Genomic DNA, 23421 nt, shown 5'->3' with positions numbered 1-23421 from the left:
CTATTTTTTAAACATCACAAATATCAATGGCCTGGCGCAACGAGGCGATTTGGCCGCTGATATCAGACGGTGTGGGTATAAACTCTTGCGCCACGTAGCCGGTAAAACCAGTAGCTACAATGGCTTTAATGATCGCCGGGTAATACAACTCCTGGGTATCATCAATTTCGTGTCTGCCAGGAACCCCGGCAGTGTGGTAGTGACCAAAGTAAGCGTGGTTATCCTGAATAGTACGGATAATGTCACCCTCACTGATTTGCATGTGATAGATGTCATATAACAATTTAAAATTGTCGGAGCCTAATCGATCACACAACGCAATGCCCCACGCGGAGTTATCTGCAAAATAATCCGGATGATTCACCTTGCTGTTAAACAGCTCCATTTGAAGCACTACGCCGCGCTTCTCAGCGTGCCCTAATACTTGCTTCAGTCCTTTTTCAGCATGGATTAACCCTTCCTCCGGTGTTTTCCCACGCTTGTTACCACTGAAACAGATTAAGTTCGTGTAACCGGCATCTGCCACTTTGTCTATATGCGCGGTGTAGCGCGTAATTAGCGCATCGTGGAACTGCGGATCTGCCCAGCCATCAGTCAGGTTAAGCTCTGCGCCATTACACATGGAGCTGTCTACACCATATTGTTTAAGTGTAGCCCAGTCTTCAGGCCCCACTAAATCAATGGCTTTAAAACCCAGAAGTTTAACGACCTGACACAGCTCCTCGATAGACAGCTTGCCGTAAGTCCAGCGACTCACTGAATGATTCACCGCCCCTTTCAGAGGACTACTTGGCTTTACATTGCCCAGTTGCGCCAGTGCATTGCCCGTCAGCGTTGCGCCGGTTACGCCTACCACCAGTTGCTTGAGCAACGAGCGGCGGGTTACATCATTGGCCAGCGAATCCATTGGCTTAGTCATTGGCTTCTACCTTTTCGCCTTTAAACAGCAGTACAAAAATTACCAGTACCACCAGCGCAAATCCTGCCGGGAAGTACCAAATTGGCGCCCAATCGTGACCTGCATTGGTAACATAAGAATCAGTAACCTGACCTGCCACCCAGAAACCCACCAGCATACCTACACCGTAAGTCGCCAGGGTAATAAGGCCTTGAGCCGCGCTCTTACACTGTTCTGCGGCTTTCGCGTTGGTATAGATTTGTCCTGACACGAAGAAAAAGTCGTAACAAATACCGTGCAGTGCTATACCTACGATCAGCAGCATCACGCCACCGTCGGCGTCGCCCAGCGCAAATAACGCATAACGCAACACCCAGGCTGCCATACCCAGCATTAATGTAAGCTTAATACCAAAACGGTTCAGGAACAGCGGCAATGCCAGCATGAACAACACTTCAGATACCTGACCCAGAGTCATTTTACCTGTGGCATTTTCTACACCGATCTCGGTTAAGAAGGGGTTAGCATTCTGGTAATAAAACGCCAGCGGAATACAAATCAGTACGCTCGATAAGAAGAACACCAGGAAGTTTTTGTCTTTCAGTAGTGACAGTGCATCAAGGCCCAGCAGTTCACCTAAGCCAGAGGCTTGTTTGCCTTTTGAGGCTGGTGGCGTAGCAGGAAGCGTAAAGCTGTATACACCCAGCGCAGCAGACGCAATGGCACACAACATAAAGGTGTTACGCAGCATGCCGTCAGCAATGGCTTGTTGAGAGTCCCAGGAAAACACATAGCTGATCACCAGACCGGCAACAATCCAGCCAATGGTGCCCCATACGCGGATTTTTCCAAATTCTTTGGTTGGGTCTTTCATTTGACCAAACGACACGGAGTTAACTAACGCCAGGGTTGGCATATAGGCAATCATGTAGCCCAGTACATAAGGGTAGAAGCTTGCGAAGTCACCAGACTGGTACATTAAATACATCAGCACTGCGCCCACTAAGTGCAAAATACCCAGAATGCGCTCGGCGTTAAAAAAACGGTCTGCAATCAAGCCAATAATGAACGGCGCAATAATCGCCCCCCAAGATTGGGTAGAAAACGCCATACCAATTTCACCGCCAGTTGCACCCAGCGTACCGCCAAGGAATGTCCCCAATGTGACAAACCATCCACCCCAGATAAAAAACTGGAGAAACATCATTACGCTTAGCCGTATTGTTATTGTGTTCATAGGCTCACCGCCAATTCCTTCGTTATGGTTATGGTTAGTGTTGTTAGTTGTCTAATCCAAGTATGCGACGATTGCGCGTGTCGCTACTGGTGGCGCCAGCAAAATCATCAAAGGCATGGGTAGCACGCTGAATGATGTGACTGGCAATAAAAGGTGCACCTTCCGCAGCTCCCTGATTGGAATCTTTAAGACAGCATTCCCACTCGAGCACCGCCCAGCCCTCAAACCCGTATTGGGTTAACTTGCTGAAGATACCTTTAAAATCGACCTGTCCATCACCCAATGAGCGGAAACGCCCAGGACGGTTTACCCAATCCTCGTAACCGCCGTACACGCCTGAGCGACCCGTTGGGTTAAATTCGGCATCTTTAACGTGGAACATCTTAATGCGATCGTGATAACGATCGATGAAGTCCAGGTAATCCAGTTGTTGCAGCACATAGTGGCTCGGGTCGAACAGAATGTTCGCACGTGGGTGGTTATCAACGGCTTTCAGGAAACGCTCAAACGTTGCGCCGTCGTGAATATCTTCGCCCGGGTGGATCTCGTAGCACACGTCAACGCCTGCTTCGTCGAAGGCATCCAGAATGGGCAACCAACGCTTTGCCAGCTCTGCAAAACCTTGTTCAACCAGACCTGCAGGACGCTGTGGCCATGGGTAAACCAGATGCCACATCAATGCACCAGAGAAGGTAGCATGGGCTTTCAGGCCAAGACGTTGACTGGCCTTTGCCGCGCATTTCAATTGATTAATAGCCCATTCGGTACGGGCTTTGGGATTGCCGTGTAAGTGCTTAGGCGCAAAGTTGTCGAATAATTCGTCGTATGCTGGATGCACTGCCACCAATTGACCTTGAAGGTGCGTGGATAACTCAGTAATTTCTACGCCCGCCTTGCGGCACGTTGCCAGAATCTCATCACAGTATTCCTGACTTTCCGCGGCGCGCTCCAAATCAAAAATCGCCGGATCACTGGTAGGCACCTGGATGCCCTTGTAACCTAAATCTGCTGCCCAGGCAGCGATGGTGTCCAAGCGGTTAAATGGCGCTTTATCACTTAAAAACTGGGCCAGAAATATTGCTGGGCCTTTTATTGCAGACATTGTGTACTCTCCTGCTTACTTTATGCTTTTCCGATACGAACAAGGCGTATCCATTTACGGTTTTACAGCGACAAAGCCGTCCACTTTTGCTCGCTGTTCTGGCTTGCCAGCATGGTGGCAATAAACGCCATCCCGCGTATACCTTCAGCCAACCCAGGTACGCCGTCTGCCGCACCTTGCTGACCGTTACGGATAGCCTGAGCAAATAAAGTGTACAGATTACCCATGGCTTCTAAGTACCCTTCCGGATGCCCAACAGGAATCCGGCACCGTTTTAATGCTTCTTCACACAATCCGGGCTGTCCCTGACCGCCACGTAAAATGGTCATTGGCGCATCCAGTGAGCGAACAATGAGTGAGTCAGGACGCATCTGGAACCACTCCAATCCGCCTTTATCACCATAAACACGAATTTTCAGGCCGTTTTCTTCGCCTGCAGCCACCTGACTGGCAATCAGCACACCAGAGGCGTTGTTGTCGAACTTCAGGAATGCGGCGCCGTCATCGTCCAGTCGACGACCCGGAATATGCGTGTGCAGATCTGCACACAAGTGAGTTACCTTACTGCCGGTAACAAACTCAGCCATGTTAAAAGCATGCGTGCCAATATCGCCCATGCAGCCACTGCCGCCAGATTGCGCCGGATCGGTTCGCCAACTTGCCTGTTTGTTTTCGCTGGCTTCCAGATTGTTGCTTAGCCAGCCTTGCGGGTATTCCACATAAACTTTGCGAATAGTGCCCAGCTTACCGGTTGCAACCAGATGACGGGCCTGCCACACCATGGGATAACCAATATAGGTATGCGCTAAGCCCAGCAGCGCGCCAGAGCTCGCCAATACAGACTCAAGCGATTTTGCTTCGTCTAAATTTATGGCTAACGGCTTTTCACAAAACACATTAAAACCGGCTTCTAACGCGGCTTTAGTTACCGGCACATGCAAATGATTGGGCGTAACTACTGCAACGGCCTGAATGCGCTTGTCTGCGGGTAACTGCTTTTCACCTTCAATTAAGGCTTCCCAGCTTGGATAAGCCCTGTCGGCAGCAATGCACAGCTGAGTGGCGGTTGCCAGATTGTTTTCTGGATTGCGGCTAAATGCCCCGGCGACTAAATCATACTGACCATCTAACCCGGCCGCTGCCCGGTGCACAGCACCAATAAAGGCACCTTGCCCGCCGCCAACCATACCCAGTCGAATCTTCTGCATGTTTGCTCCTGTGTAACACTTACTGCCTGTAGATGTACTGCCTGTTGAAGTAGTGCCTGCACTTATCCGGGTTCTGAATGCACTAATAACCCGGCGTACCTAAGCGGGCTGCTCGTGCACACCCGTGTGCACCACGCACACTACTCTACACCACATGTACGAAATATGTTAATTTTGTAAAAATGTAACGGATTACATTCGAGTATATCAAGATCGCCTGTCTGATCCAGTCTTAATTTACTTAATTTTTTAACAAATAGTCGAATGGAAACCGATAAAATGCCGCTTAGAACGCCCAAATGGCGGTTTTTTGATGAATTTGTCTTTGCAATCTTTTAACAATTAGCGTAAAAGATGTTATCGGTTACATTTTGCAGTAGAAATATCAGGAGAACAGGTTGTCAACGATTCGTGAAGTGGCAGATAGAGCAGGCGTATCCGTAGCAACGGTGTCACGCACTCTGCAACAACCTGATCGCGTATCACCCAAAACCCGTGTGCGCGTGCAGGAAGCCATTGATCATCTCGGTTACAAACCCAACCTCATGGCGGTGAAATTCCGTTCCGGCAAGACCCAGGTGCTGGTTGCCCTGGTGCCCACTGTTGCCAATGTGTTCTTTGCCCGGGTAATAAAAGGCATGCAGGAAGCCGCTGCATCTCAGGGCTATTCATTGCTGCTTATGAATACTATGGGCAATGACGAAATCGAGCGCAATTGCGCAAAGTTAGTTGATACTTCCCAGGCAGATGGCGTGATCCAATTAAGGGCGTTTAATCCTTTTGCACCGGATCAGTTTCAGTCGGAAGCATTATTACCTATGGTAAACGCCTGTGAAATCGTCGATGACGCTCGTTTCCCAACGGTAACACTGGATAACCGCGCTGCTGCAAAAGCCATGACAGAACATCTTATTTCACTGGGCCATCGCCGTATTGCCATGGTGAAAGGTCCACAGTCGAGCCCACTCACCCGCGACCGGTTAGCAGGCTATGAAGATGCCCTCAAAGCGGCAGGTCTCAGCATCGATGAATCGCTGTTGTGTGCTGGAGACTTTACATTGGCATCGGGGTATCGGGCTGCAACTACCTTACTCAGTTTACCAAACCGCCCCACTGCTATTTTTTGCGAAAACGACGAAATGGCCATGGGCGCGATGCGCAAAGTGCGCGAAGCAGGATTATCGATTCCCGGCGATATCTCGATTGCTGGTTTCGACAACATCGCTTTCTCTGCTTATGCTGAGCCACCGCTCACAACCATTGCACAGCCTGCTGAAGAGTTTGGCGAAACGGCAGTGAATTTATTGATTGACGTGCTGAACGGTAAAACCAAGCGCGCCATTAAGGTGATTTTGCCATTTGAAGTGATCACCCGACAAAGTACTGGCCCCGCGCCAACAACAGCTAACCTATAATAAGGAACGTAACCATGTCTGAACTAACGCTAAATCGCCGCCGTTTTTTGCAATTAGGTGCAACCGGTATGGGGGCGTTGCTGGGTGCAGCAGCGTGTAAACCCGCCGCTTCCGTAGCTTCATCTTCTGCCTCGGCGCAGCCTGTTGGCCTGCAGTTGTATACCCTGCGCAGTATGATGGAAAAGAGCGTGGCAGAAACCTTAGCGTTAGTGGCTGAAGTAGGCTACAAAGAAGTGGAATTAGCAGGTTTGTTTGGTAACACCCCGCAACAGTTTGCAGATTTGCTTAAATCAAATGGCCTTACCAGCCCATCTACGCACATAATGCCTCACCTGCTCAGAGCGGATCTGAACGCCCATTTAGACGCAGCCGAAGCACTGGGTCACAAATACATTGTTGTGCCGTATTTAATGCCTGACGACCGCAAGAGCATTGATGACTACTACAGCCTGATTGACGAAATGAACATGTGGGGAGAGCAATGTAAACAGCGCGGAATTCAGCTGGCTTACCACAACCACGATTTCGAGTTTCAGGAGCTGGATGGCGAATTACCTTACGATTTGATTCTGGATCGTTGCGACAGCGAACTGCTGGTGATGGAACTGGATTTATACTGGACTGTTAAAGCGGGATTCGACCCGGTAGCCCTGTTCAAGCGCCAGCCTGGCCGCTTCAAAATGTGGCATGTTAAAGATTTGGCAGAAGACGGCAGTTTTGCGGATGTGGGTAAAGGCACTATCGATTTCGCTACTATCTTCGCAAATGGCGAACTGGCGGGTATTGAGCACAAGTTCGTAGAGCGCGACCAAACAGATGACCTGGTTCGCACCATTAGCCAGGGCTTCTCTGCGGTTACCACGCTGCAAAGCAAGTAATATCTTTTTCAAAAAACAAACCGACGGTAATGGGTTTTGCCGTCGGTTTTGTTATTTTTAGCGATTACCGCAAACACTACATCATTTTAAATGTGAAAAGATTATGCAGCCCACTCATGGGTTGCCTTCTTCCGTCTTTCATAGGCGGCTGATACTCCCAGCCTTGTAGCGCTTCGATCGACGCCTCTTCAAACAGCCCTTTAGGGCTGGCATCCACCACTTTGATGTCTACCGGTTTACCGCTCTCATCCACATTGTATTGCAACAGCACCCATCCGTTTTGCAAAATCACACTCGAGGATGTTTTGGTTATCGCGGCATCAGGAAACTCAGGATTTTTGTACTTCAGCAGTGTTGGCTCAGGTGTCATTACCGGCACCGAAGGAGAGGGTCTTGGCGCAGGCCGCGCAATAGTTGTCACCGAGCAGGCGGTGATTAATGTCAGTAAAAAAGCAACTAACAGGTACTTCATGATGTCTTCCTTGAGTGTGTTCATTGTTCAAAAAAGACTCTACCAGACGTTATAAAATACGAAAAGACTTTTTGAGCTGCCAATATCAGGCAGGGTGCAATACCCTGCCCTCAGTTTTTATTGTGTCAGAAAGCGCCTGATCACGTAGTGCAGAATGCCGCCGTGCTGATAGTAGGTAAACTCATTACCGGTATCAATACGCACCTGCAACTCTACGTCCCGGTGATTGCCTTTATCATCGGTAATGGTCATGATGGTCGTCTTTTGACCTGCGCTAACCGCCGCAATAGAAAAGCTTTCGTTGCCGTTAATGTTCAGTGAATCTGCGCTGTCTCCTTCATTAAACTGCAGCGGCAATATCCCCATACCGATTAGGTTTGAACGGTGAATTCGCTCAAAGCTCTCGGCAATGACTGCGCGTACGCCCATGAGAGCCGGGCCTTTTGCCGCCCAGTCACGACTGGAGCCTGTACCATACTCTTTGCCCCCTATTACAATCGCCGGCATTCCTTCTTCTCTGTAACGCATTGCCGCGTCGTAAATCGACATGGCATCGCCTGAAGGAAAGTGCGTCGTTGCGCTACCTGTGGTACCAGGCGCTAATTGGTTCTTTAACCGCACATTTGCGAACGTACCACGCATCATCACCTCATGATTCCCCCGACGAGAACCATAGGAGTTAAAGTCAGCCGGGCTAACACCGAGAGATTGCAGATACTGGCCAGCCGGGCTATCCGGCGCTATAGAGCCCGCAGGCGAAATATGGTCGGTGGTAATAGAGTCGCCCACTTTCACCAAACAACGTGCAGCGTCGATTGCCCCCACCTCATCAGGTTCGGCAGACATGGTTTCGAAAAATGGCGGATGCTTGATATAAGTAGAATCAGGCCAGTCATAAACCGCCGAGTCACTGGTGTCCAAATCAGTCCACACACTGCTGCCCGTGAACACATCGGCATATTTGGCCTTAAATATTTCTCCTGACACGTGCTCAGCAATATACTCCGCAATTTCTTCGCTGCTCGGCCACAGATCTTTCAAAAACACCGGATTGCCGTCTTTATCCTGACCCAAAGGCGCCTTGGTGATATCGATTTTCATGTTGCCAGCCAGCGCATAGGCAACCACCAATGGCGGAGACGCCAGGTAGTTAGCAGCGACTTCAGGGTGTATACGGCCTTCAAAATTGCGGTTGCCCGACAACACCGAGGTAACCGAGAGTTTCGCGCCTTGAATGGCTTTTTCAATGGGTTCAGGCAGTGGACCAGAATTACCGATACAGGTTGTACAGCCGTATCCAACCAGGTTGAATCCAAGCGCTTCCAAATGCGGCATTAAGCCTGCGTCGTCGAGATACTGGGTTACTACCTGAGACCCGGGAGCCAAAGATGTTTTGACCCAAGGTTTACGGGTTAACCCCAGCTCGTTGGCTTTTTTCGCCAACAGCCCTGCACCAATCAATACCGACGGGTTTGAGGTGTTGGTACAACTTGTAATTGCTGCAATGACCACTGCCCCGTCTTCAAGATTGAATGACTCACCGTCAAATGCCACATAGGACGCTTGGTTTTCGTCAACGACTGGCGCTGCGCCCCCCTCAGCGACAAACTCGTTTGCCTGAGTGACGTCTGTGATGTCAATTTGCTCTGACAACCAACGTTCGTAGGCACTGGCAGCTTGCGCTAATGCAATGCGGTCCTGCGGCCGTTTAGGGCCCGCAACCGAGGGCACTACATCGCCTAAATCCAGTTCCAGGGTTTCATGGTAAGTAGCATCTTTACTGGTGTCGTCATGCCCCAAGCCGGCATGTTTGGCGTATGCCTCTACCAGTTTGATTTGCTGCTCATCACGTCCGGTAAGTTGAAGATAATTTAAGGCAACCTGATCTAAAGGAAAAATCCCGCAAGTTGCACCGTATTCAGGCGCCATGTTAGCAATGGTGGCTCGGTCGGCGGTTGTGAGAGACGACAATCCGGGCCCGTAAAATTCTACAAACTTACCCACTACACCGTGGTTGCGAAGTTGCTCAGTAATGGTGAGTACCATATCGGTGGCTGTCACGCCGGGTTTAAGGCTACCCGTTAATCTGAAACCTACGACTTCCGGCAAAAGCATAGTAACCGGTTGCCCTAACATTGCAGCTTCTGCCTCTATACCTCCAACACCCCAGCCAAGAACACCTAAGCCGTTTATCATGGTGGTGTGCGAGTCAGTACCTACCAGGGTGTCAGGGTAGACCATGGTTTCCTGCCCTTGTTTGTTAGCAAATACGCATCGCGCCAGGTATTCCAGATTTACCTGATGGACGATTCCCCGCCCCGGCGGCACTACCTTAAAGTTATCGAATGACGACTGGCCCCATTTTAAAAACTGGTAACGTTCTTTGTTGCGCTGTACTTCAATGGCCGTGTTTTTCTCCAGCGCATCCGGTTGTGCAAAGTGGTCCACCATCACAGAATGGTCAATAACCAGTTCAACCGGATTGAGCGGATTAATGGCCTGAGCATCACCGCCAAGTCGATTTACTGCATCTCGCATAGCGGCTAAATCCACAATGGCAGGCACACCGGTGAAATCCTGCAGAATGACTCTGGCAGGCACAAACGCTATTTCATGCTCTTCTGGCTTAGCGGTGTCCCAGGTTGCTACCGTTTCAATATCATTGGCGGTAACAAACTCACTGTCTTCGTGCCGCAGTAGGTTCTCTAATAAAATTTTTATACAAAAAGGCAGGCGCGATAAGTCGTAACGTTCAGACAGCGCATTTAAATTCACTGCGCGATATTGATGGTCACCCACCGTTAACGATGAAAACGATTGGTATTGTGTCATGTTGCAGCATCCTTAATTTGGCACAGGCTAATTGCAGACCGCTTCCAACAACCCGATCCTGTCTGCGGAACTAACCCTACAGAGTGCAAAAAGCCGAGCATGAATGAAATTTCACATTATTCCTACGTACCGAGCACAGGAAAAAGTTCACTTTTCATCGTGACACTGCGCCGTTAAGATGCCGCCCAATGATTAATGAAATGTTAATAAATATCGTGCATTCCGTAACTCGCTTAGGTATGCTCGTAGCACAACAATAAGACGTCAGTGTGGAGCAACGGCGCTTAACTGTGGCAGTTTTGCACCCGCTAATCACATCGATTAGCCATCAGGCGGAGTTAAACATGCACCCTCTCGTTGAGAAACTGAGGCTGGAGCCGCACCCGGAGGGTGGGTTTTACCGGCAGATTTATCGGTCAACAACTGAAGTGAGATCGCCAAAGCACGGGTTATCCCGCCCGGCGGTAACACATATTTATTTTTTACTGCTGAAAGGACAGGTTAGCCGGTTTCACCGCGTGCTTCATGATGAAATCTGGAACCACTATAGCGGCGCGCCCTTAACGCTTTATCAACTGCATCAGCAACAACTGCATGAAAAGCGCATTGGCGGTAATGATAACGACATGGCAGCCATCGTGCCGGGTGGTCATTTTCAGGCCGCACAAACCACCGGCGACTATTCACTGGTAGGTTGCTCGGTTGCTCCGGGTTTTGATTTTGCGGATTTTAGCTTTATTGACGAACCGTCGGTGCGTCAATGGATAGAACTGGCGCATCCACACTTAAGTAAGTTTCTATAAGTAAGTTTCTATAAGCGGCCCCCTCACCAGCGCGAGGCTTGTGGCCGCTTCTTTTCACTGTGTTTACGCGCTTAGTAAAGCCACGCGTAACTCAACTTCATAAACACGGATTTATCAGTAGTAGTAAGTCCGGTTAACGGATTTTCTTCAATAGCAGCGCTGGACACGCCCACAAAGAAACGCGTTAGCGGATTGAGTTTATAGGAATACAACAACTGGCCGCCCAAAGTACGTGTGACCGGCTGCACCTCAAAGGTATAGTTGCTCTGGTTGCGATGCGTGTTGTTATATATGCCAATCAGTCGCACAAACTGTCGGGTATCCAATTGATAGGTGAGTCGCAGATCGGAAATCCGCGCAGTAAATAACGTTGCACCGGCCACATCCAGATTGCTGTATAGCTGCGTGAATCTAACCTGTGTGTGCTTACCTAAATTCACGTCAATCATGGACTCCACAAACAGTTCGTTACCCAGCCGGTTATTGGCAAAATCTATCTGGTCGCCTTTACTGGCAAAAGTACTTACAAAGAGTGTGGGGTTGGGCCGCGTTTCAACATAAACATTCACGGATTGTTCTTCAAATCTATCGGTATTGCCGGTTACCGCCAGTGTTGACGGGTCACGACGCAGCCCCACTCTTTCGCGCTTTACGGCACCCAGCTCAAGATACGACTGCCACTTTCCGCGAATATTAAATGTAGCTTCCAGCTCGCGCTCTATCAGCTCGCCGTTATCGTTGTGCGTGAGATCCCAGTCACCTTTTAGCTGAATGCGGTTCCACCAGCTCCCTTCGTTCCAGAAATTGTAGCCGCCACCGACCACGGATTTATTAAAATCTGCTTTGGTTTCAAATCCCAGATCGGCGCGAAAACCCGCATCGTTTTCGTAGCGATCTGCGCGGAAGAACCAGTCCTGTTCTTCGTGGCGATAATTCACTCGCCAGGCTGTGCCGCTAAATGCCTCAGTTAATCGGGTGCGAAGTGCGGTCTCCGATAAGTTTTCTTTGGTTGTGCAGTCGTCGCCACAAAAATTGAGGTATAAATCATCCGGGTACTGCGTGTTTGACACCACATATTGCGCGCGAACAGTGTCTTGTTGAGTAAGCCGGTATTTTACGTCCAGCCCGTTCACAAAGTTGTGGTAATCACCGGCTTGCCTGAAGGTCGTCACCGAACCCACTGATAAATCATTGTTGTAGTCGAAACGATAGCGAAGTGCGCCGTTGAGTGATTCTTCTTCGAGTACAGCCACACCCGAGCCAATATTCCCCGGCACAATAAAGGCGGTGTTAGCATCGTCAGCCATAAATACGCCAAACGTATGGCGCTCCTTCTGCCCGGTTAGCTTTAAACCGTAATCCGGAGAGCCAATGTTACGGGTATACACCAAGCGTTGATTCGACGAAAAATAGTCAGCATTTTCCACAAAAAACGGGCGCCGCTCATCGAAGAAAAGTGCAAAGGTATTGTTGATACTCACCTGCGCATCATCGGCTTCTACCTGCGAGAAATCCGGATTGAGCGTTGCCTGCAAAGACATTTCAGGGGTAATACCCCATTTTATGTCCAGCCCCGGTTCGACAACTTCTATGTCATCCCATTGATTCGACGAAAACGGATCGCGACTGCGGCCTTTTCCCAATACCAGAGTAGGCACCAGCGCAAGGTTCTTTCCTTGGGTTGCCTGTTCGAATCCTTTTACGTCGCCAAGCTGACAGAGTGAGCAGGCATCGTTGCGATCCCAGGGAATGTTGGCAATCCGCAAGCGTTCCTCGCGCGGATAGAATCGAATAAATTCAGCTCCCCACAGCTTACTGCGCTCGCCTTCCTCAAAATTCATAATGCGTAGCGGGATAGCCACTTCCACAATATACCCATGGTCATTAATGACACCTGCTGATTCCCAAATCGCATTCCAGCCGTCACTTTCATTCCCGGTCATTTCGTTTTGGATGGCATCGGCCTGCACCCCAAGAGGATTGATAAAGAACTGATACGCCAGCCTACCGTTATTGAAGGTATCCAGTTTGATGCCAACCAGGTCATCGCTCCATACTTTATCGCGATCGCGGAAGAATGCGCGGATCTGCTGAGGGTCAGGATCCTCAGCAATAAAGGCAATGTGCAGTGTTTCGCCGTCTTCAAAAAGCTTAACCTGCGTAGCCACAGGTGGAATGGTATTGTTGTATGGCCGGGTTACATATTCCAGCGAAATAACCTGGGCATGCTGCCACTGGGTCTCATTCAGTTTGCCGTCAATGGTTACCTCGCCCTCGATAAAAGGAATATGGGTAACAGTTTGCTGTTCAGATTCACTGATCAACAGGTCATTGGCAAGTGCCGGATTCAGGCACATCGCAGCCAGCAACAGCCAGCCTGTACATCGCAATATCATAGTTGTGTCTACTGTCTTCAATCCGCGGGCGACTATGCCACAGGAACACAAAATTCCTATGTAATGTCGATAGAGTTTAGAAGACACGCGGTGAATTGTTAAAATTATTAACAATTCGTTACATTAAGCACGATTTCTAGACACTTAGCGGGCGCTGCTGATGCGAAAAGTAATGCCCAACCAGTTTTTCCAGGTGCGCTATTGAAGCACGATTAACCGGCGCAGGCTGGCTTGTATCGAGCTGATTAAAGCGCCCCATTCCAGCCAGAATGCAATACCAGGACGGGCGCAGGTATACAAGTTCCGAATCAAGATGATCCAACGCGGTTTCGAAGCAGGCACCGCTATCCCACTTTTCCAGCAAATACTGCAGATTGTCAGGCACAACCATATCGTGCCGGCACGCAGTCCAATAGGCTGAATCTGTACGGGTGTTCAGGTAATAATGCGCAGCAATGTAATCGCGAATGCCGTCGAACATGCGATTCATTTCGCAGTTGTATTCCTGTTGTGCCCTGGCCAACGGTTTATCCGAGCCAACACCATCCACCAATTGATAAAGCGCGTATTGCACCAGCATAAGCGCCGTCGCCTCCAGGGGTTCAATAAACCCCTGAGCTAGGCCAATCGCAACACAGTTACCTTGCCAGTGCTGCTCTAAGCGTCCAACCTCCATATTCAGATGGCGAGCGGGTATGCCGTCATCAACATTTAACGCCTTGCGCAAGGCCGCTTCGGCTTCGTCGGCTGAACAAAAATCAGCACTGTATACGTAGCCGTTGCCAATTCTGGTAGTCAGTGGAATTTGCCACATCCAGCCGCTATCCATGCCAACCGAGCGGGTCTGAGGCGTGATAGGATCATCATTTCCATGCATTGTGGGCAGTGCAACAGCGGCATTGTTGAATAACGTATCACGGTAACGTTTAAACGGCGCGTTCAGCGCTTTTTTCATTAATAAGCCAATAAAGCCAGAGCAGTCTACGTATAAATCCGCATGCAGTACATCGCCCTGCTCCATACGCAAACCGCGGATATTGCCTGCTTCGGTATAAACCTCTGCGACTTTTCCTTCGCGATGCGTTACGCCCTGTTTCATCGAGAACGAGTGCAGACGCAGGGCTAATTTGCTGGCATCAAAATGGTAGGCGTAGTCGATATCTCCGGGTAATTTGCTGCTTTGCGGTGTAACCCGTTTTCGCACCATTTCAGCGGCACTAAAGTAATGTTCAGGCTTTACATCGGCATTTGCCAGGCCGCTTCGCAACTGCTGGCAGCTATTAAAAAACAGCTCGCCGGTGTGTTGATCGAGAGGGGTAAAAAATGGATGGAAGTACTGAGAAAAACGCGCGCTATTTGTCCAATTGGCGAACTCAATGCCGGTTTTATAGGTAGCATCACAGTCAGGCATCCAGTCTTGCTCCTGCCAGCCCAAATCAGCAAAAAACTGCTTTAGAAATGGCGTTGAACCCTCGCCCACTCCAACGGTGCCAATTTGCGATGACTCAATCAGGGTAATGTGAGTACTAGTGCCCCATTGTTTCGCCAGATACGCCGCACACATCCAGCCGGCGGTACCACCACCAACAATAATAACTGATGCCGGATGTGTTTGATTCATCATTACGACCGTTTAGTTGATTCGCGAACCACCAGCTCTGGCACAAACACTTGCGCCGGAATGGCTTGCTTGTCATTGCCAAGCTTACGAGCCTTCAACGACTGGATCAGTGTGGACGTCGCGCGCTGGGCGATTTTATCAGTAGGCTGGGAAGCCGTCGTTAACGGCGGAAAGGTTTGCCGGGAGAATGGGCTGTTCTCGAACCCGGCAATCGCCAGGGTTTGCGGTACATCCACCCCTCGCATGCGCGCACCAAATAAGGCCCCCGCCGCAATCTCATCGTTACAGGCAAACACCGCAGTAGGCTTCTTGGGCAAGCTCAGCAATGTTTCAATGCTTGTAACCCCGGTACCAAACGAGTAAGTGCCTTCGATCACGAATTCAGGATGTTGTGGCAATCCATGCGCAGCCAACGCCGCAGCAAAGCCTTTCTGACGCTCGATGGTCGAGTTGTGCTGCTTTTCACCGGCAATAAAGCCAATGTCACGATGACCCTGCTGAATAAGGTGCTCAGTAATTTGGTAAGCCGCCTGGAAGTCGTTAACCAGCACGCAGGGCTGACCGCTCTCAAGCGCTTCGCTGCCCGACAAAATACGCACATAACGCACGCCTTTCTCGTCAAGAGAAGATAGCACTTCTGGCATTTCCGAGAGCGGCGGCGACAGAATCAATCCGGCTAATCTTGCGCTGTCCACCATGCCAAGAATTTCCTGAATGATGTCGTGACTGCTGGCATCACAGGGGTGAATGAGTAATTCGTACCCGTTCGCCCGGCACTCATTTAAAATCCCTTTTTGCATATCGATGATGTAATACGCGTTAGGGTTGTCGTACACGTACCCAAGCACATAGTTGTCGCGTCCGGCCAAATCCCGCGCCGCTTTGTTGGGCTTGTAGTTAAGCAGGTCAATGGCCGCTTGCACCCTGGCCAGCGTGTCGGGTTTAACCGTACCTTCGTTGTTTATTACACGAGAGACCGTTTTAATGGATACACCGGCATGTTCGGCAACACTTTTAATTGTGGCAGACATCGCGCCTCCAGATTAAATTTTATCCAAAAATAATTCTTTTTAATTCATTATGTTGCAACAATTTTGAACAGACTTTTTAATTTTTGTGTTTGCAAACGTTAATTTGTTGTTGTAACGTTAACACTCAATGACAGCGTTGTCATCCATTTTTTAAGAAATCTGACGCGTCTGTCATTTTATTTGTGAGTCAAATGACAGCGTTGTCATTCTTCTGAGAACATTCCTTACAAGAACAAGGATTTGAGTGATGAAACAACATAAAATAAATACACTAACTCGCGGGCTACGTCTCGCCTTCACCGTCGGAGCAATGGCAGCCACTGCAGTACCTTGCGCAATTGCGCAAGAAGGTGCCGATACGACAGAAATCATTGAAGTACGTGGCATTCGTGCCAGTCAGAAAGCCAATATCAATACCAAGCGCTTTTCTGATTCAGTAGTTGATGCCATTACCGCAGAAGACATTGGTAAGTTCCCCGACAAAAACGTGGCGGAGTCTTTATCCCGTATCCCGGGTGTGACTATCAACCGTGACTTTGGTGAAGGTCAGGGTGTGACCATCCGTGGCGTACAGCCAGACCAAAACCTGACATTGGTGAACGGTCAGGCAGTGGGTACGGCGCAGTGGTTCGTGCTGTCAGACGCAACGCGTAACTTTAACTTTGAGATCCTGGCATCTGAAATGGTAGCAGGCCTTGAAGTGTATAAATCATCTCAAGCCGACCTCGACGAAGGCGCGCTGGGTGGCACGGTAATTCTGCGTACCCGCAAGCCATTGGACCTGGATGCCAATTCCGCACAGGTATCGGTAGAAGCTCAGTATAACGATATTTCTACCGAAACGGATCCATCGCTTTCAGGCCTTTACAGTTGGAAAAACGACGACGGCACGTTTGGTATTTTAGTGTCAGGCAGTTATCAGCAGCGTACCGTTCACCGCGAAACGAATGAAGATTTTGGTTGGTTTGGTCCGAGTATTCCACGTATCGACCCACTGATCGAAGCCCCACAAGGTGCCAGCAGCAAAGGCGCTATTCCATGGGGTATGGGTTCAGCATTGTTTAAGCAGGATCGTAAACGTCAGGGTATCGACGTAACTGCACAATGGCTTCCCACTGACGATCTGGACATCTCTGTTCACTATCTTTCATCCACCATGGAAGCCGACAACGTCAACTCTAACCTGATTGGTATTCCGTTCCGCGGTATTGCCTACATGGGCGAAGACACCAACAGCGGTACAGTAAGTAACGGCGTAGTAGAATCTCTGGAAGTAACCGGTTTACCGCAGCGTCCGGGCTGGGCCCGCCATATGGCTTACGACAACATCTTCCGTGACGGTTCAGAAATGTCTACTGAATTACTCGACATTGAAGGTCGCTATACTCTGCCAAGTGGCCAGTTGCACTTCCAGTTGGGTACCACAACGGGCGAAGGTACAAACCGAGATTTCTTTACTGAGTTTTGGGTAACACCAGACGACGAGCGCGCCAACTTTGACTTCTACAATCCAGGCGGCGCTAACCCGTATATTGATTTCACCTCTGCAAGCCCTTGGTTAGCGAATCCCGGCGATGAAATGTGGTTAGGCGGTATCTTCGATCAGGTTAACAGCACAGAAGATAAAGAAAACTATCTGCAACTCGACTACTCACACTTTGTTGAGTGGGGCGCCATAACTGAAATCAAAACCGGTTTAAAAATGCGTGACCGTAGCTTTGGTCAGCACCGTTACCGCACTGACTTGGCGAACCTTGCCCCTACTGGTGAAGGCAGCCTGGGCCCGGCAAGTGATTTCTGGTCTGGCGATATGGTAAATGTAGAGCATGCACAAACTAACGGCGTAGCCGCCAGCTACTTCATGCCGGATAAAACCGCCATGTACAATGCGCTGTATGCCGTAGCAGAGTGTAACGACAGCAATTCAGGTGGTCTGTGCCGTAATTCCGACGTATATCTGAAAGATGCGTCATTTGATATCGAAGAAGACATCACTGCGCTATATGTCATGGCGAAATTCGCAACTGATGGCCTGCGCGGTAACATTGGCTTGCGCTATGTTGAAACCGACTCAACGTCAAAAGGGTTCGATCTGAACAGTGGCCAGGCAGTGGCTTACGACGGTGATTACAACGAATGGCTGCCAAGTGCAAACATCGCTTACGACCTGTCTGAAGATGTTGTGCTGCGCTTTGCGGCATCACGAGTAATCACCCGCCCGGCGCCGTTCCAATTGGCTCCAGCGGTTAACCTGACACCAGAAACCAGTTCAGGTACAGCGGGTAACCCAGGTCTGAATCCACTCACAGCCAACCAGTTTGAAGCCGGTGTGGAATGGTATTACGACAGCGCGTCACTGGTCTCTTTCACCTTGTTCAAGAAAGACATCAGCGACTTCATCTTTACCAAAACCGTGGCAAAAGAAATCAACGGCCAGCAAATCAATCAGCTGAGCACGCCTGAAAACGGTGGCACAACGGCAATTGAAGGCTTTGAATTCCAATTGCAACACGCGTTTGAAAACGGCTTTGGTGGTTACTTCAACTATACCTACACCGACGTAGCAGATGCCGAAATTGATGAAGCGGCCGCTGTGTATGACGATGCAGGTAATATTGTGGGCGCTACCCTGTCTACCCGTACCGTAAGCTTCCCGAACACCTCTAAGAACTCGTTCAACATTGGTGTGTACTACGAAGCAGACGAGTATAGCGCGCGCTTAAACTACAACTACCGTTCAGAGTACTTTATTGCGCAAACCGAGATTGGTCCTCGCTACCGCGACGAACAAGCTCAGCTAGATGCGCAGGTTAGCTGGCAATACAGTGAAAACCTGACCATCAAAGCAGAAGCGCTCAACCTTACCGATGAAATTTGGGAAAACTACTACGTAAGGGAAAGTGACGGACTGCGCCTTGGCGGCACGCAAAGTGCCAACGGCCGCAGACTGTTTGTGGGCGCGAGCATGAGCTTCTAAGCCCGGCCATCGCTGGTAGCCACCAGCTAATGGGCAGCTTGTCTTATCCCTGATAAGCTGCCCCATCTACACCCATAATTACAACGACACTCTTTTACCTGGCAGTGAGTATGATGAAGAACTATCTGGGATGGCTATTGTGCCTGGCGAGCGCACAAGCACTGGCAACCACACAGCCCGAACTCAATCAACTGGGACGCACTCTGATTGTGAGCTACCAGGTGCAAAACAATATTGCACAGGTGCCTTGCAACACCGACATCATGGAAGGCAAGTGTTTCACTGCCCAGCTTACGTTATCTACGCAGGATATTCCGGTAGCCCAGGGCACATCGCTGTACTTTAGCCATATGTCGCCCATTGCCGATGCAGTAGCCGAAAGCACTAACATAAGCGTAACCCACATAAATGGCGACTTGCACCGCATCGATTTTTTGGAAGAGGTAAATACCAACACCTCGATAGCAATCAACATTAAAGCGCCGTTCTGGCACGCCTCGCGCTCCGATGTGATGCCCAATTATTATCTGGTTTCAGGTGAGTTAGAACCTGTGGTCATCGACAGCACACAGCTACAACACAGGGCTGACTCACAGTTACCTGTAGCAGGCCATGCCCAGCGCTGGACAAAGCCAGAACAGTACCGCAGAAACAACGACGACAACCTGCCCTTTGAAACTGCGCAATACGACTATGATCAAGCGCCTGCGCAATGGGCAGTGGAATCACGCAACCGTATTATTCCGCAGGTGACATCGCAGTCAGAACAATTGGGATTTCTTAGCCTGACAGGTATCCGGCTACCCCAAGCTTTGCCCGCATTAACAGCATGGCAACCGTTATTAGCACAATTGGGATTATCAGTCGGTGAGCAAACTGACTATGCGCCTGTTGATATACGCATTAACGAAAGCGATTTTAGCGACTTAAACAACCAGGACGCCTACCGCTTAACAGTCAACGAAACCGGCATAGCCATTCATGCCGCATCGGAACACGCAGCCGGTTATGCATTGGTAACCCTGGCGCAGTTAGTAGACCCGCAAACCAAGCGCGTTAATTACACGCACATCGAAGACGCACCGCGATTTGACTATCGCGGCGTACATATCGATATCGCGAGAAACTTTAACGGTAAGCAAGTACTTACCACCATTATTGAGCAAATGGCCATTCTCAAGCTCAATAAGTTGCACCTACACATTAGCGACGACGAAGGCTGGCGATTGGAAATTCCAGGACTACCTGAGTTAACTGACATTGGCGCTTATCGCTGCCATGATCTTAGCGAGCAACAGTGTCTGCTACCTCAATTAGGTGCAGGGCCAGATCGTAACAGCCCCAATAATGGCTACCTGACGATTGCGGATTATCAGCAACTGTTGGTACAGGCAAACAACCTGGGCATCGAAGTTATTCCGTCGTTTGATATGCCCGGGCACGTTCGTGCTGCCGTGAAGTCGATGCAGGTTCGCTACAACAAACTGATGGCGCAAGGTAAACCCGAGCAGGCCCGCATGTACCTGCTCACCGAGCCGGGTGACCCATCGCAATACCGCTCGATACAGTTCTACAACGACAATACGCTGAATCCCTGTATCGACAGTACCTATCGCTTTTTAGATAAAGTCCTTAACGAACTCAAAGTGATGCATGCAGAGGCTGGTGTGCCGCTGCGCACTTATCACATGGGCGCAGATGAAACCGCCGGGGCATGGACCCAATCTCCGGCCTGTTTGGCAAGCGGTGTGGATCAGGAAAACCTCACCGGAATGTTCATTGAGCGGGTGGTAAAACTGGGTAATCGATACGGGCTCACCATGGCAGGCTGGAGCGATGGCATGGACAAAGCGTTACCCGCCCTGACCAACAGTCAAATACAAGTAAACGTATGGGACACCCTGTTCTGGGGCGCCACCAAAACCGTGTCGCACTGGCTGCATGCCAAGGTGCCCACGGTACTGAGTTTACCCGACGTGCTGTACTTTGATTTTCCATACCAGAACAACCCGCTCGAGCCTGGCTATTATTGGGCAGCTAAGTCAGTCTCGCTTCGCAAAGTGTTCGAGTTTATGCCAGAAGATATGCATCAAATGGCACAGCTTTGGACCGACAGAATGGGTAAAACCTATGAAGATACGCCGGTATCGGGGGACTTCCCCATTGCAGGCATGCAGTCTCAACTTTGGACCGAAGTAACCCGCACGCCCGACAGCGTGGAATACATGCTCTTCCCACGACTGCTGGCATTTGCCGAACGCGCCTGGCATCACGCTGACTGGGAAGGCAAGGTGGCTCAGCCTAACTTTGCCGGGGAAGTGAACAACGACTATGCATCATTTGCCCATGCCATGGCAACACGGCATTACCCGCGCCTGATAGCCCACGATATCAATGTTCGTGTTCCTCCACCGGGCGTGAAGCAAGACAATGAACAACTGTTTTTACGTGCCCTACTCCCCAACCTGGCACTGGAATACAGCCCTGACGGCGTCCACTGGCACCGCTACTCTGCGCCGCTGCGCATAGGTGAAGCCATGATGGTACGAGCCCGGGTACTGTATACCAACAAGACCAGCAGAGTGGTGCAGCTTCACTCACCACTAGCACAGTAAATCTTTTGAATTAGTAAGTTTGAACCTCTGTTCAAACCGGGACATTGAGTAAATGTAAGCATGAATAGCGAATTATATTTCATCGGCGTAGACGGCGGCGGTAGCCGCTGCCGGGTACGCCTTGAATCCGCAGACGGCACCTTGCTGGCCAAGGGTCAAAGCGGCCCTGCAAATGTGATGCGTAGTCTGGACACAGCTTGCGCCTCCATAATGGATGCGACAGCGAAAGCCGTTGAGGCAGCAAAGCTATCCATCACTACGCAGCAGATTGTGTTATGCGCAGGATTAGCAGGCGCCAACATTGCCTCCGCACATCAGGCATTAATGGCAAAGCAGTTGCCATTTAAACACGTTCATCTGGTAAGCGACCTTCACGCAGCCTGCGCTGGCGCGCATGCCGGGAATGACGGCGCAGTGATTGTATGTGGTACGGGCTCGTCAGCCACCCGCTATGCATCAGGCTGCTTCACCGATTTTGGCGGACACGGCTTCCCCATCGGCGATAAGGCCAGTGGCGCCTGGCTGGGTTTGCAAGCCGTGAAGCATAGTTTGCTGGCCTTTGACGGCCTGGCCCCAAAAGACGCGACATTTAACGCCGTATGCGAGCACCTTCAGGCAAACAGCGCTGAAGATATCGTACGAGCCTGTGCAGGTTTCAATTCCAACGACTATGCCGCCATCGTGCTGCCTTTGTTGCCGCTATACCGCAAAGGTGACAGTGTTATTGAGGGTTTCGTACAGGAAGGACTGAGTTACCTGCAATTACTCGCCGACGAAGTGTTGAATACACCGGAAATGGCTCTGTGCCTGATAGGCGGCCTGACCGAACTTTACCACCCCATGTTAAGCAATACGGTTCAAGACCGCATTCAACCCTGCCAGCTCAGCCCTGAAGAAGGCGCTATTTTACTGGCAAAACAAGCAGGAGATTTTCAATGACCAGCAGTATTATGGCGAAAGAAGCCAGGCAAGCCGCCAGCGCCATTGCCGGCCAGTTAACCCACAACCAGGCGATCTGTGAACGCCTTGCAAATACCTTAAAGCAACGCAAGCCCGGCATGATCATGATGATTGCTCGCGGGTCTTCCGATCACGCCGGTGTATTTGGTAAGTACCTGTTCGAAGTAGAACTGGGCTTGCCGGTATGCGCCGCTGCGCCCTCGGTGTCAGGCATTTTCAATAAGCAGCTAAACCTTACCAATGCGCTGGTGCTCGTGATTTCGCAGTCGGGCCGTAGCCCGGATATTCTGCGTCAGGCCAAGGATGCCAAAGCGGGCGGTGCCTATACCGTTGCCATCGTAAATGACGAAAACTCACCGCTGGCAGAGCTATGTGACGAAGTGTTGCCCGTGCGAGCGGGCGAAGAAAAAGCCGTAGCGGCCACAAAAAGCTATCTGGCCAGCTTGTCTGCGCTACTGCAACTATGTGCTGAGTGGTCGGGCAATACTGAGCTAAAAGCATCGCTGAATCAGCTTCCCGAGGCACTTGAAGCCGTATGCAATGAACCACAGCAGCTTACGCAGGCACATCTCACCGGCGTGCATAACTGTATAGTACTTGGCCGCGCATTTGGCTACGCCATTGCCCGCGAAGTGGCGCTTAAACTTAAAGAAGTACTGGGTATTCACGCCGAAGCGTTCAGCAGTGCTGAATTTATTCACGGTCCGGTTACGCTGGCTGAAAAGCCACTGTCGATCATTGACTTAGAGATTGAGGACGAGTCACACACGTTTCATCGCGCAATGATAGAAGATATTAGCCGACGACGCGCAAAAGTTGTTAAGCTGGCAAATATAAACAAGGCATTGCACCCCAGATTACTGCCCCTGCTGTTGATGCAGCGCTTCTATCTGGATATCGAACAAGTGGCCGCCGACATGGGCTTAAACCCCGATGCACCGCCTGGATTAAACAAAGTGACTCAAACGGTATAACC

16 protein-coding genes are annotated in these 23421 nt (G+C 50.2%); 7 read left to right on the top strand and 9 right to left on the bottom strand.

What is annotated here, in order from left to right; genetic code table 11:
* Positions 1-7: 7 nt before the first annotated feature.
* The 4 genes from FJ444_RS13505 to FJ444_RS13490 all read right to left on the bottom strand — a co-directional run bounded on the left by FJ444_RS13505 (position 8) and on the right by FJ444_RS13490 (position 4445).
* Positions 8-919, bottom strand: coding sequence for a hydroxypyruvate isomerase family protein (locus FJ444_RS13505; protein WP_255439168.1), 912 nt, complete (start codon positions 917-919; stop codon positions 8-10).
* Positions 912-2135, bottom strand: coding sequence for a nucleoside permease (locus tag FJ444_RS13500; protein WP_140958946.1), 1224 nt, complete (start codon positions 2133-2135; stop codon positions 912-914). The genes FJ444_RS13505 and FJ444_RS13500 overlap by 8 nt, the downstream gene beginning before the upstream one ends.
* Before the next feature lie 43 nt (positions 2136-2178).
* Complete coding sequence (locus tag FJ444_RS13495) at positions 2179-3237, bottom strand: sugar phosphate isomerase/epimerase (RefSeq protein WP_140958944.1); 1059 nt, start codon at positions 3235-3237, stop codon at positions 2179-2181.
* A 62-nt stretch (positions 3238-3299) separates the two neighbouring features.
* Positions 3300-4445: a Gfo/Idh/MocA family protein gene (locus tag FJ444_RS13490; protein ID WP_140958942.1), complete on the bottom strand. Its 1146-nt coding sequence runs from the start codon at positions 4443-4445 to the stop codon at positions 3300-3302.
* Between the two features lie 398 nt (positions 4446-4843).
* Here FJ444_RS13490 and FJ444_RS13485 point away from each other — a divergent pair, with 398 nt between their 5' ends.
* Together FJ444_RS13485 and FJ444_RS13480 are read left to right on the top strand one after the other, a co-directional pair.
* Positions 4844-5860 carry a LacI family DNA-binding transcriptional regulator gene (locus FJ444_RS13485; protein WP_140958940.1) on the top strand — a complete coding sequence of 339 codons (1017 nt, stop codon included), beginning with the start codon at positions 4844-4846 and terminating at the stop codon, positions 5858-5860.
* Between the two features lie 14 nt (positions 5861-5874).
* The gene (locus FJ444_RS13480; RefSeq protein WP_140958938.1) at positions 5875-6738 is read left to right on the top strand and encodes a sugar phosphate isomerase/epimerase; all 864 of its coding nucleotides are present in this window, start codon (positions 5875-5877) and stop codon (positions 6736-6738) included.
* A 76-nt stretch (positions 6739-6814) separates the two neighbouring features.
* Here FJ444_RS13480 and FJ444_RS13475 read toward each other — a convergent pair whose 3' ends face one another.
* Positions 6815-7210 (bottom strand): energy transducer TonB, encoded by a 396-nt coding sequence (locus tag FJ444_RS13475; protein WP_181405161.1) that lies wholly within the window; start codon positions 7208-7210, stop codon positions 6815-6817.
* A 117-nt stretch (positions 7211-7327) separates the two neighbouring features.
* A complete protein-coding gene (gene acnA / locus FJ444_RS13470) occupies positions 7328-10042 on the bottom strand; it encodes an aconitate hydratase AcnA (protein WP_140958934.1) in 2715 nt (904 codons plus the stop codon).
* A gap of 344 nt (positions 10043-10386) precedes the next feature.
* Here acnA and FJ444_RS13465 point away from each other — a divergent pair, with 344 nt between their 5' ends.
* Entirely contained in the window at positions 10387-10845 is a 459-nt protein-coding gene (locus FJ444_RS13465) for a cupin domain-containing protein (protein ID WP_140958932.1), read from the top strand.
* Between the two features lie 71 nt (positions 10846-10916).
* On the opposite strand, the gene FJ444_RS13460 is transcribed toward FJ444_RS13465, so the two are convergent.
* The 3 genes from FJ444_RS13460 to FJ444_RS13450 all read right to left on the bottom strand — a co-directional run bounded on the left by FJ444_RS13460 (position 10917) and on the right by FJ444_RS13450 (position 15893).
* Positions 10917-13241 carry a carbohydrate binding family 9 domain-containing protein gene (locus FJ444_RS13460; protein WP_140958930.1) on the bottom strand — a complete coding sequence of 775 codons (2325 nt, stop codon included), beginning with the start codon at positions 13239-13241 and terminating at the stop codon, positions 10917-10919.
* Between the two features lie 136 nt (positions 13242-13377).
* Entirely contained in the window at positions 13378-14865 is a 1488-nt protein-coding gene (locus FJ444_RS13455; RefSeq protein WP_140958928.1) for a tryptophan halogenase family protein, read from the bottom strand.
* Positions 14865-15893, bottom strand: a complete 1029-nt coding sequence (locus tag FJ444_RS13450) for a LacI family DNA-binding transcriptional regulator (protein ID WP_140958926.1) — start codon at positions 15891-15893, stop codon at positions 14865-14867. Before FJ444_RS13450 ends, FJ444_RS13455 begins: the two co-directional genes overlap by 1 nt.
* A gap of 247 nt (positions 15894-16140) precedes the next feature.
* Here FJ444_RS13450 and FJ444_RS13445 point away from each other — a divergent pair, with 247 nt between their 5' ends.
* From FJ444_RS13445 to nagB-II, 4 genes are all read left to right on the top strand, one after another.
* Positions 16141-18870: a TonB-dependent receptor gene (locus tag FJ444_RS13445; RefSeq protein ID WP_140958924.1), complete on the top strand. Its 2730-nt coding sequence runs from the start codon at positions 16141-16143 to the stop codon at positions 18868-18870.
* A 110-nt stretch (positions 18871-18980) separates the two neighbouring features.
* The gene (locus FJ444_RS13440) at positions 18981-21485 is read left to right on the top strand and encodes a family 20 glycosylhydrolase (RefSeq protein WP_140958922.1); all 2505 of its coding nucleotides are present in this window, start codon (positions 18981-18983) and stop codon (positions 21483-21485) included.
* A gap of 60 nt (positions 21486-21545) precedes the next feature.
* The gene (locus FJ444_RS13435; protein ID WP_140958920.1) at positions 21546-22424 is read left to right on the top strand and encodes a BadF/BadG/BcrA/BcrD ATPase family protein; all 879 of its coding nucleotides are present in this window, start codon (positions 21546-21548) and stop codon (positions 22422-22424) included.
* Positions 22421-23419 (top strand): glucosamine-6-phosphate deaminase NagB-II, encoded by a 999-nt coding sequence (gene nagB-II, locus FJ444_RS13430; protein ID WP_140958918.1) that lies wholly within the window; start codon positions 22421-22423, stop codon positions 23417-23419. Before FJ444_RS13435 ends, nagB-II begins: the two co-directional genes overlap by 4 nt.
* Positions 23420-23421: the final 2 nt, after the last annotated feature.

It is taken from the genome of Aestuariibacter sp. GS-14, assembly GCF_006494365.1.
GTDB classification, from domain to species: Bacteria; Pseudomonadota; Gammaproteobacteria; order Enterobacterales; family Alteromonadaceae; genus Alteromonas; species Alteromonas mangrovi.
The sequence above is the reverse complement of the archived record's forward strand: the minus strand, read 5'-3'. Positions and strand labels throughout refer to the sequence as shown.

Bases quoted from the DNA above. Each gene is read 5' to 3' on its own strand.
- FJ444_RS13440 (WP_140958922.1), top strand. From the start codon at position 18,981: ATGATGAAGAACTATCTGGGATGGCTATTGTGCCTGGCGAGCGCACAA.
- FJ444_RS13455 (WP_140958928.1), bottom strand. From the start codon at position 14,865: ATGATGAATCAAACACATCCGGCATCAGTTATTATTGTTGGTGGTGGT.
- FJ444_RS13505 (WP_255439168.1), bottom strand. From the start codon at position 919: ATGACTAAGCCAATGGATTCGCTGGCCAATGATGTAACCCGCCGCTCG.
- FJ444_RS13495 (WP_140958944.1), bottom strand. From the start codon at position 3,237: ATGTCTGCAATAAAAGGCCCAGCAATATTTCTGGCCCAGTTTTTAAGT.
- nagB-II (WP_140958918.1), top strand. From the start codon at position 22,421: ATGACCAGCAGTATTATGGCGAAAGAAGCCAGGCAAGCCGCCAGCGCC.
- FJ444_RS13450 (WP_140958926.1), bottom strand. From the start codon at position 15,893: ATGTCTGCCACAATTAAAAGTGTTGCCGAACATGCCGGTGTATCCATT.
- FJ444_RS13465 (WP_140958932.1), top strand. From the start codon at position 10,387: ATGCACCCTCTCGTTGAGAAACTGAGGCTGGAGCCGCACCCGGAGGGT.
- FJ444_RS13490 (WP_140958942.1), bottom strand. From the start codon at position 4,445: ATGCAGAAGATTCGACTGGGTATGGTTGGCGGCGGGCAAGGTGCCTTT.
- acnA (WP_140958934.1), bottom strand. From the start codon at position 10,042: ATGACACAATACCAATCGTTTTCATCGTTAACGGTGGGTGACCATCAA.
- FJ444_RS13460 (WP_140958930.1), bottom strand. From the start codon at position 13,241: ATGATATTGCGATGTACAGGCTGGCTGTTGCTGGCTGCGATGTGCCTG.
- FJ444_RS13445 (WP_140958924.1), top strand. From the start codon at position 16,141: ATGAAACAACATAAAATAAATACACTAACTCGCGGGCTACGTCTCGCC.
- FJ444_RS13435 (WP_140958920.1), top strand. From the start codon at position 21,546: ATGAATAGCGAATTATATTTCATCGGCGTAGACGGCGGCGGTAGCCGC.
- FJ444_RS13475 (WP_181405161.1), bottom strand. From the start codon at position 7,210: ATGAAGTACCTGTTAGTTGCTTTTTTACTGACATTAATCACCGCCTGC.
- FJ444_RS13480 (WP_140958938.1), top strand. From the start codon at position 5,875: ATGTCTGAACTAACGCTAAATCGCCGCCGTTTTTTGCAATTAGGTGCA.
- FJ444_RS13500 (WP_140958946.1), bottom strand. From the start codon at position 2,135: ATGAACACAATAACAATACGGCTAAGCGTAATGATGTTTCTCCAGTTT.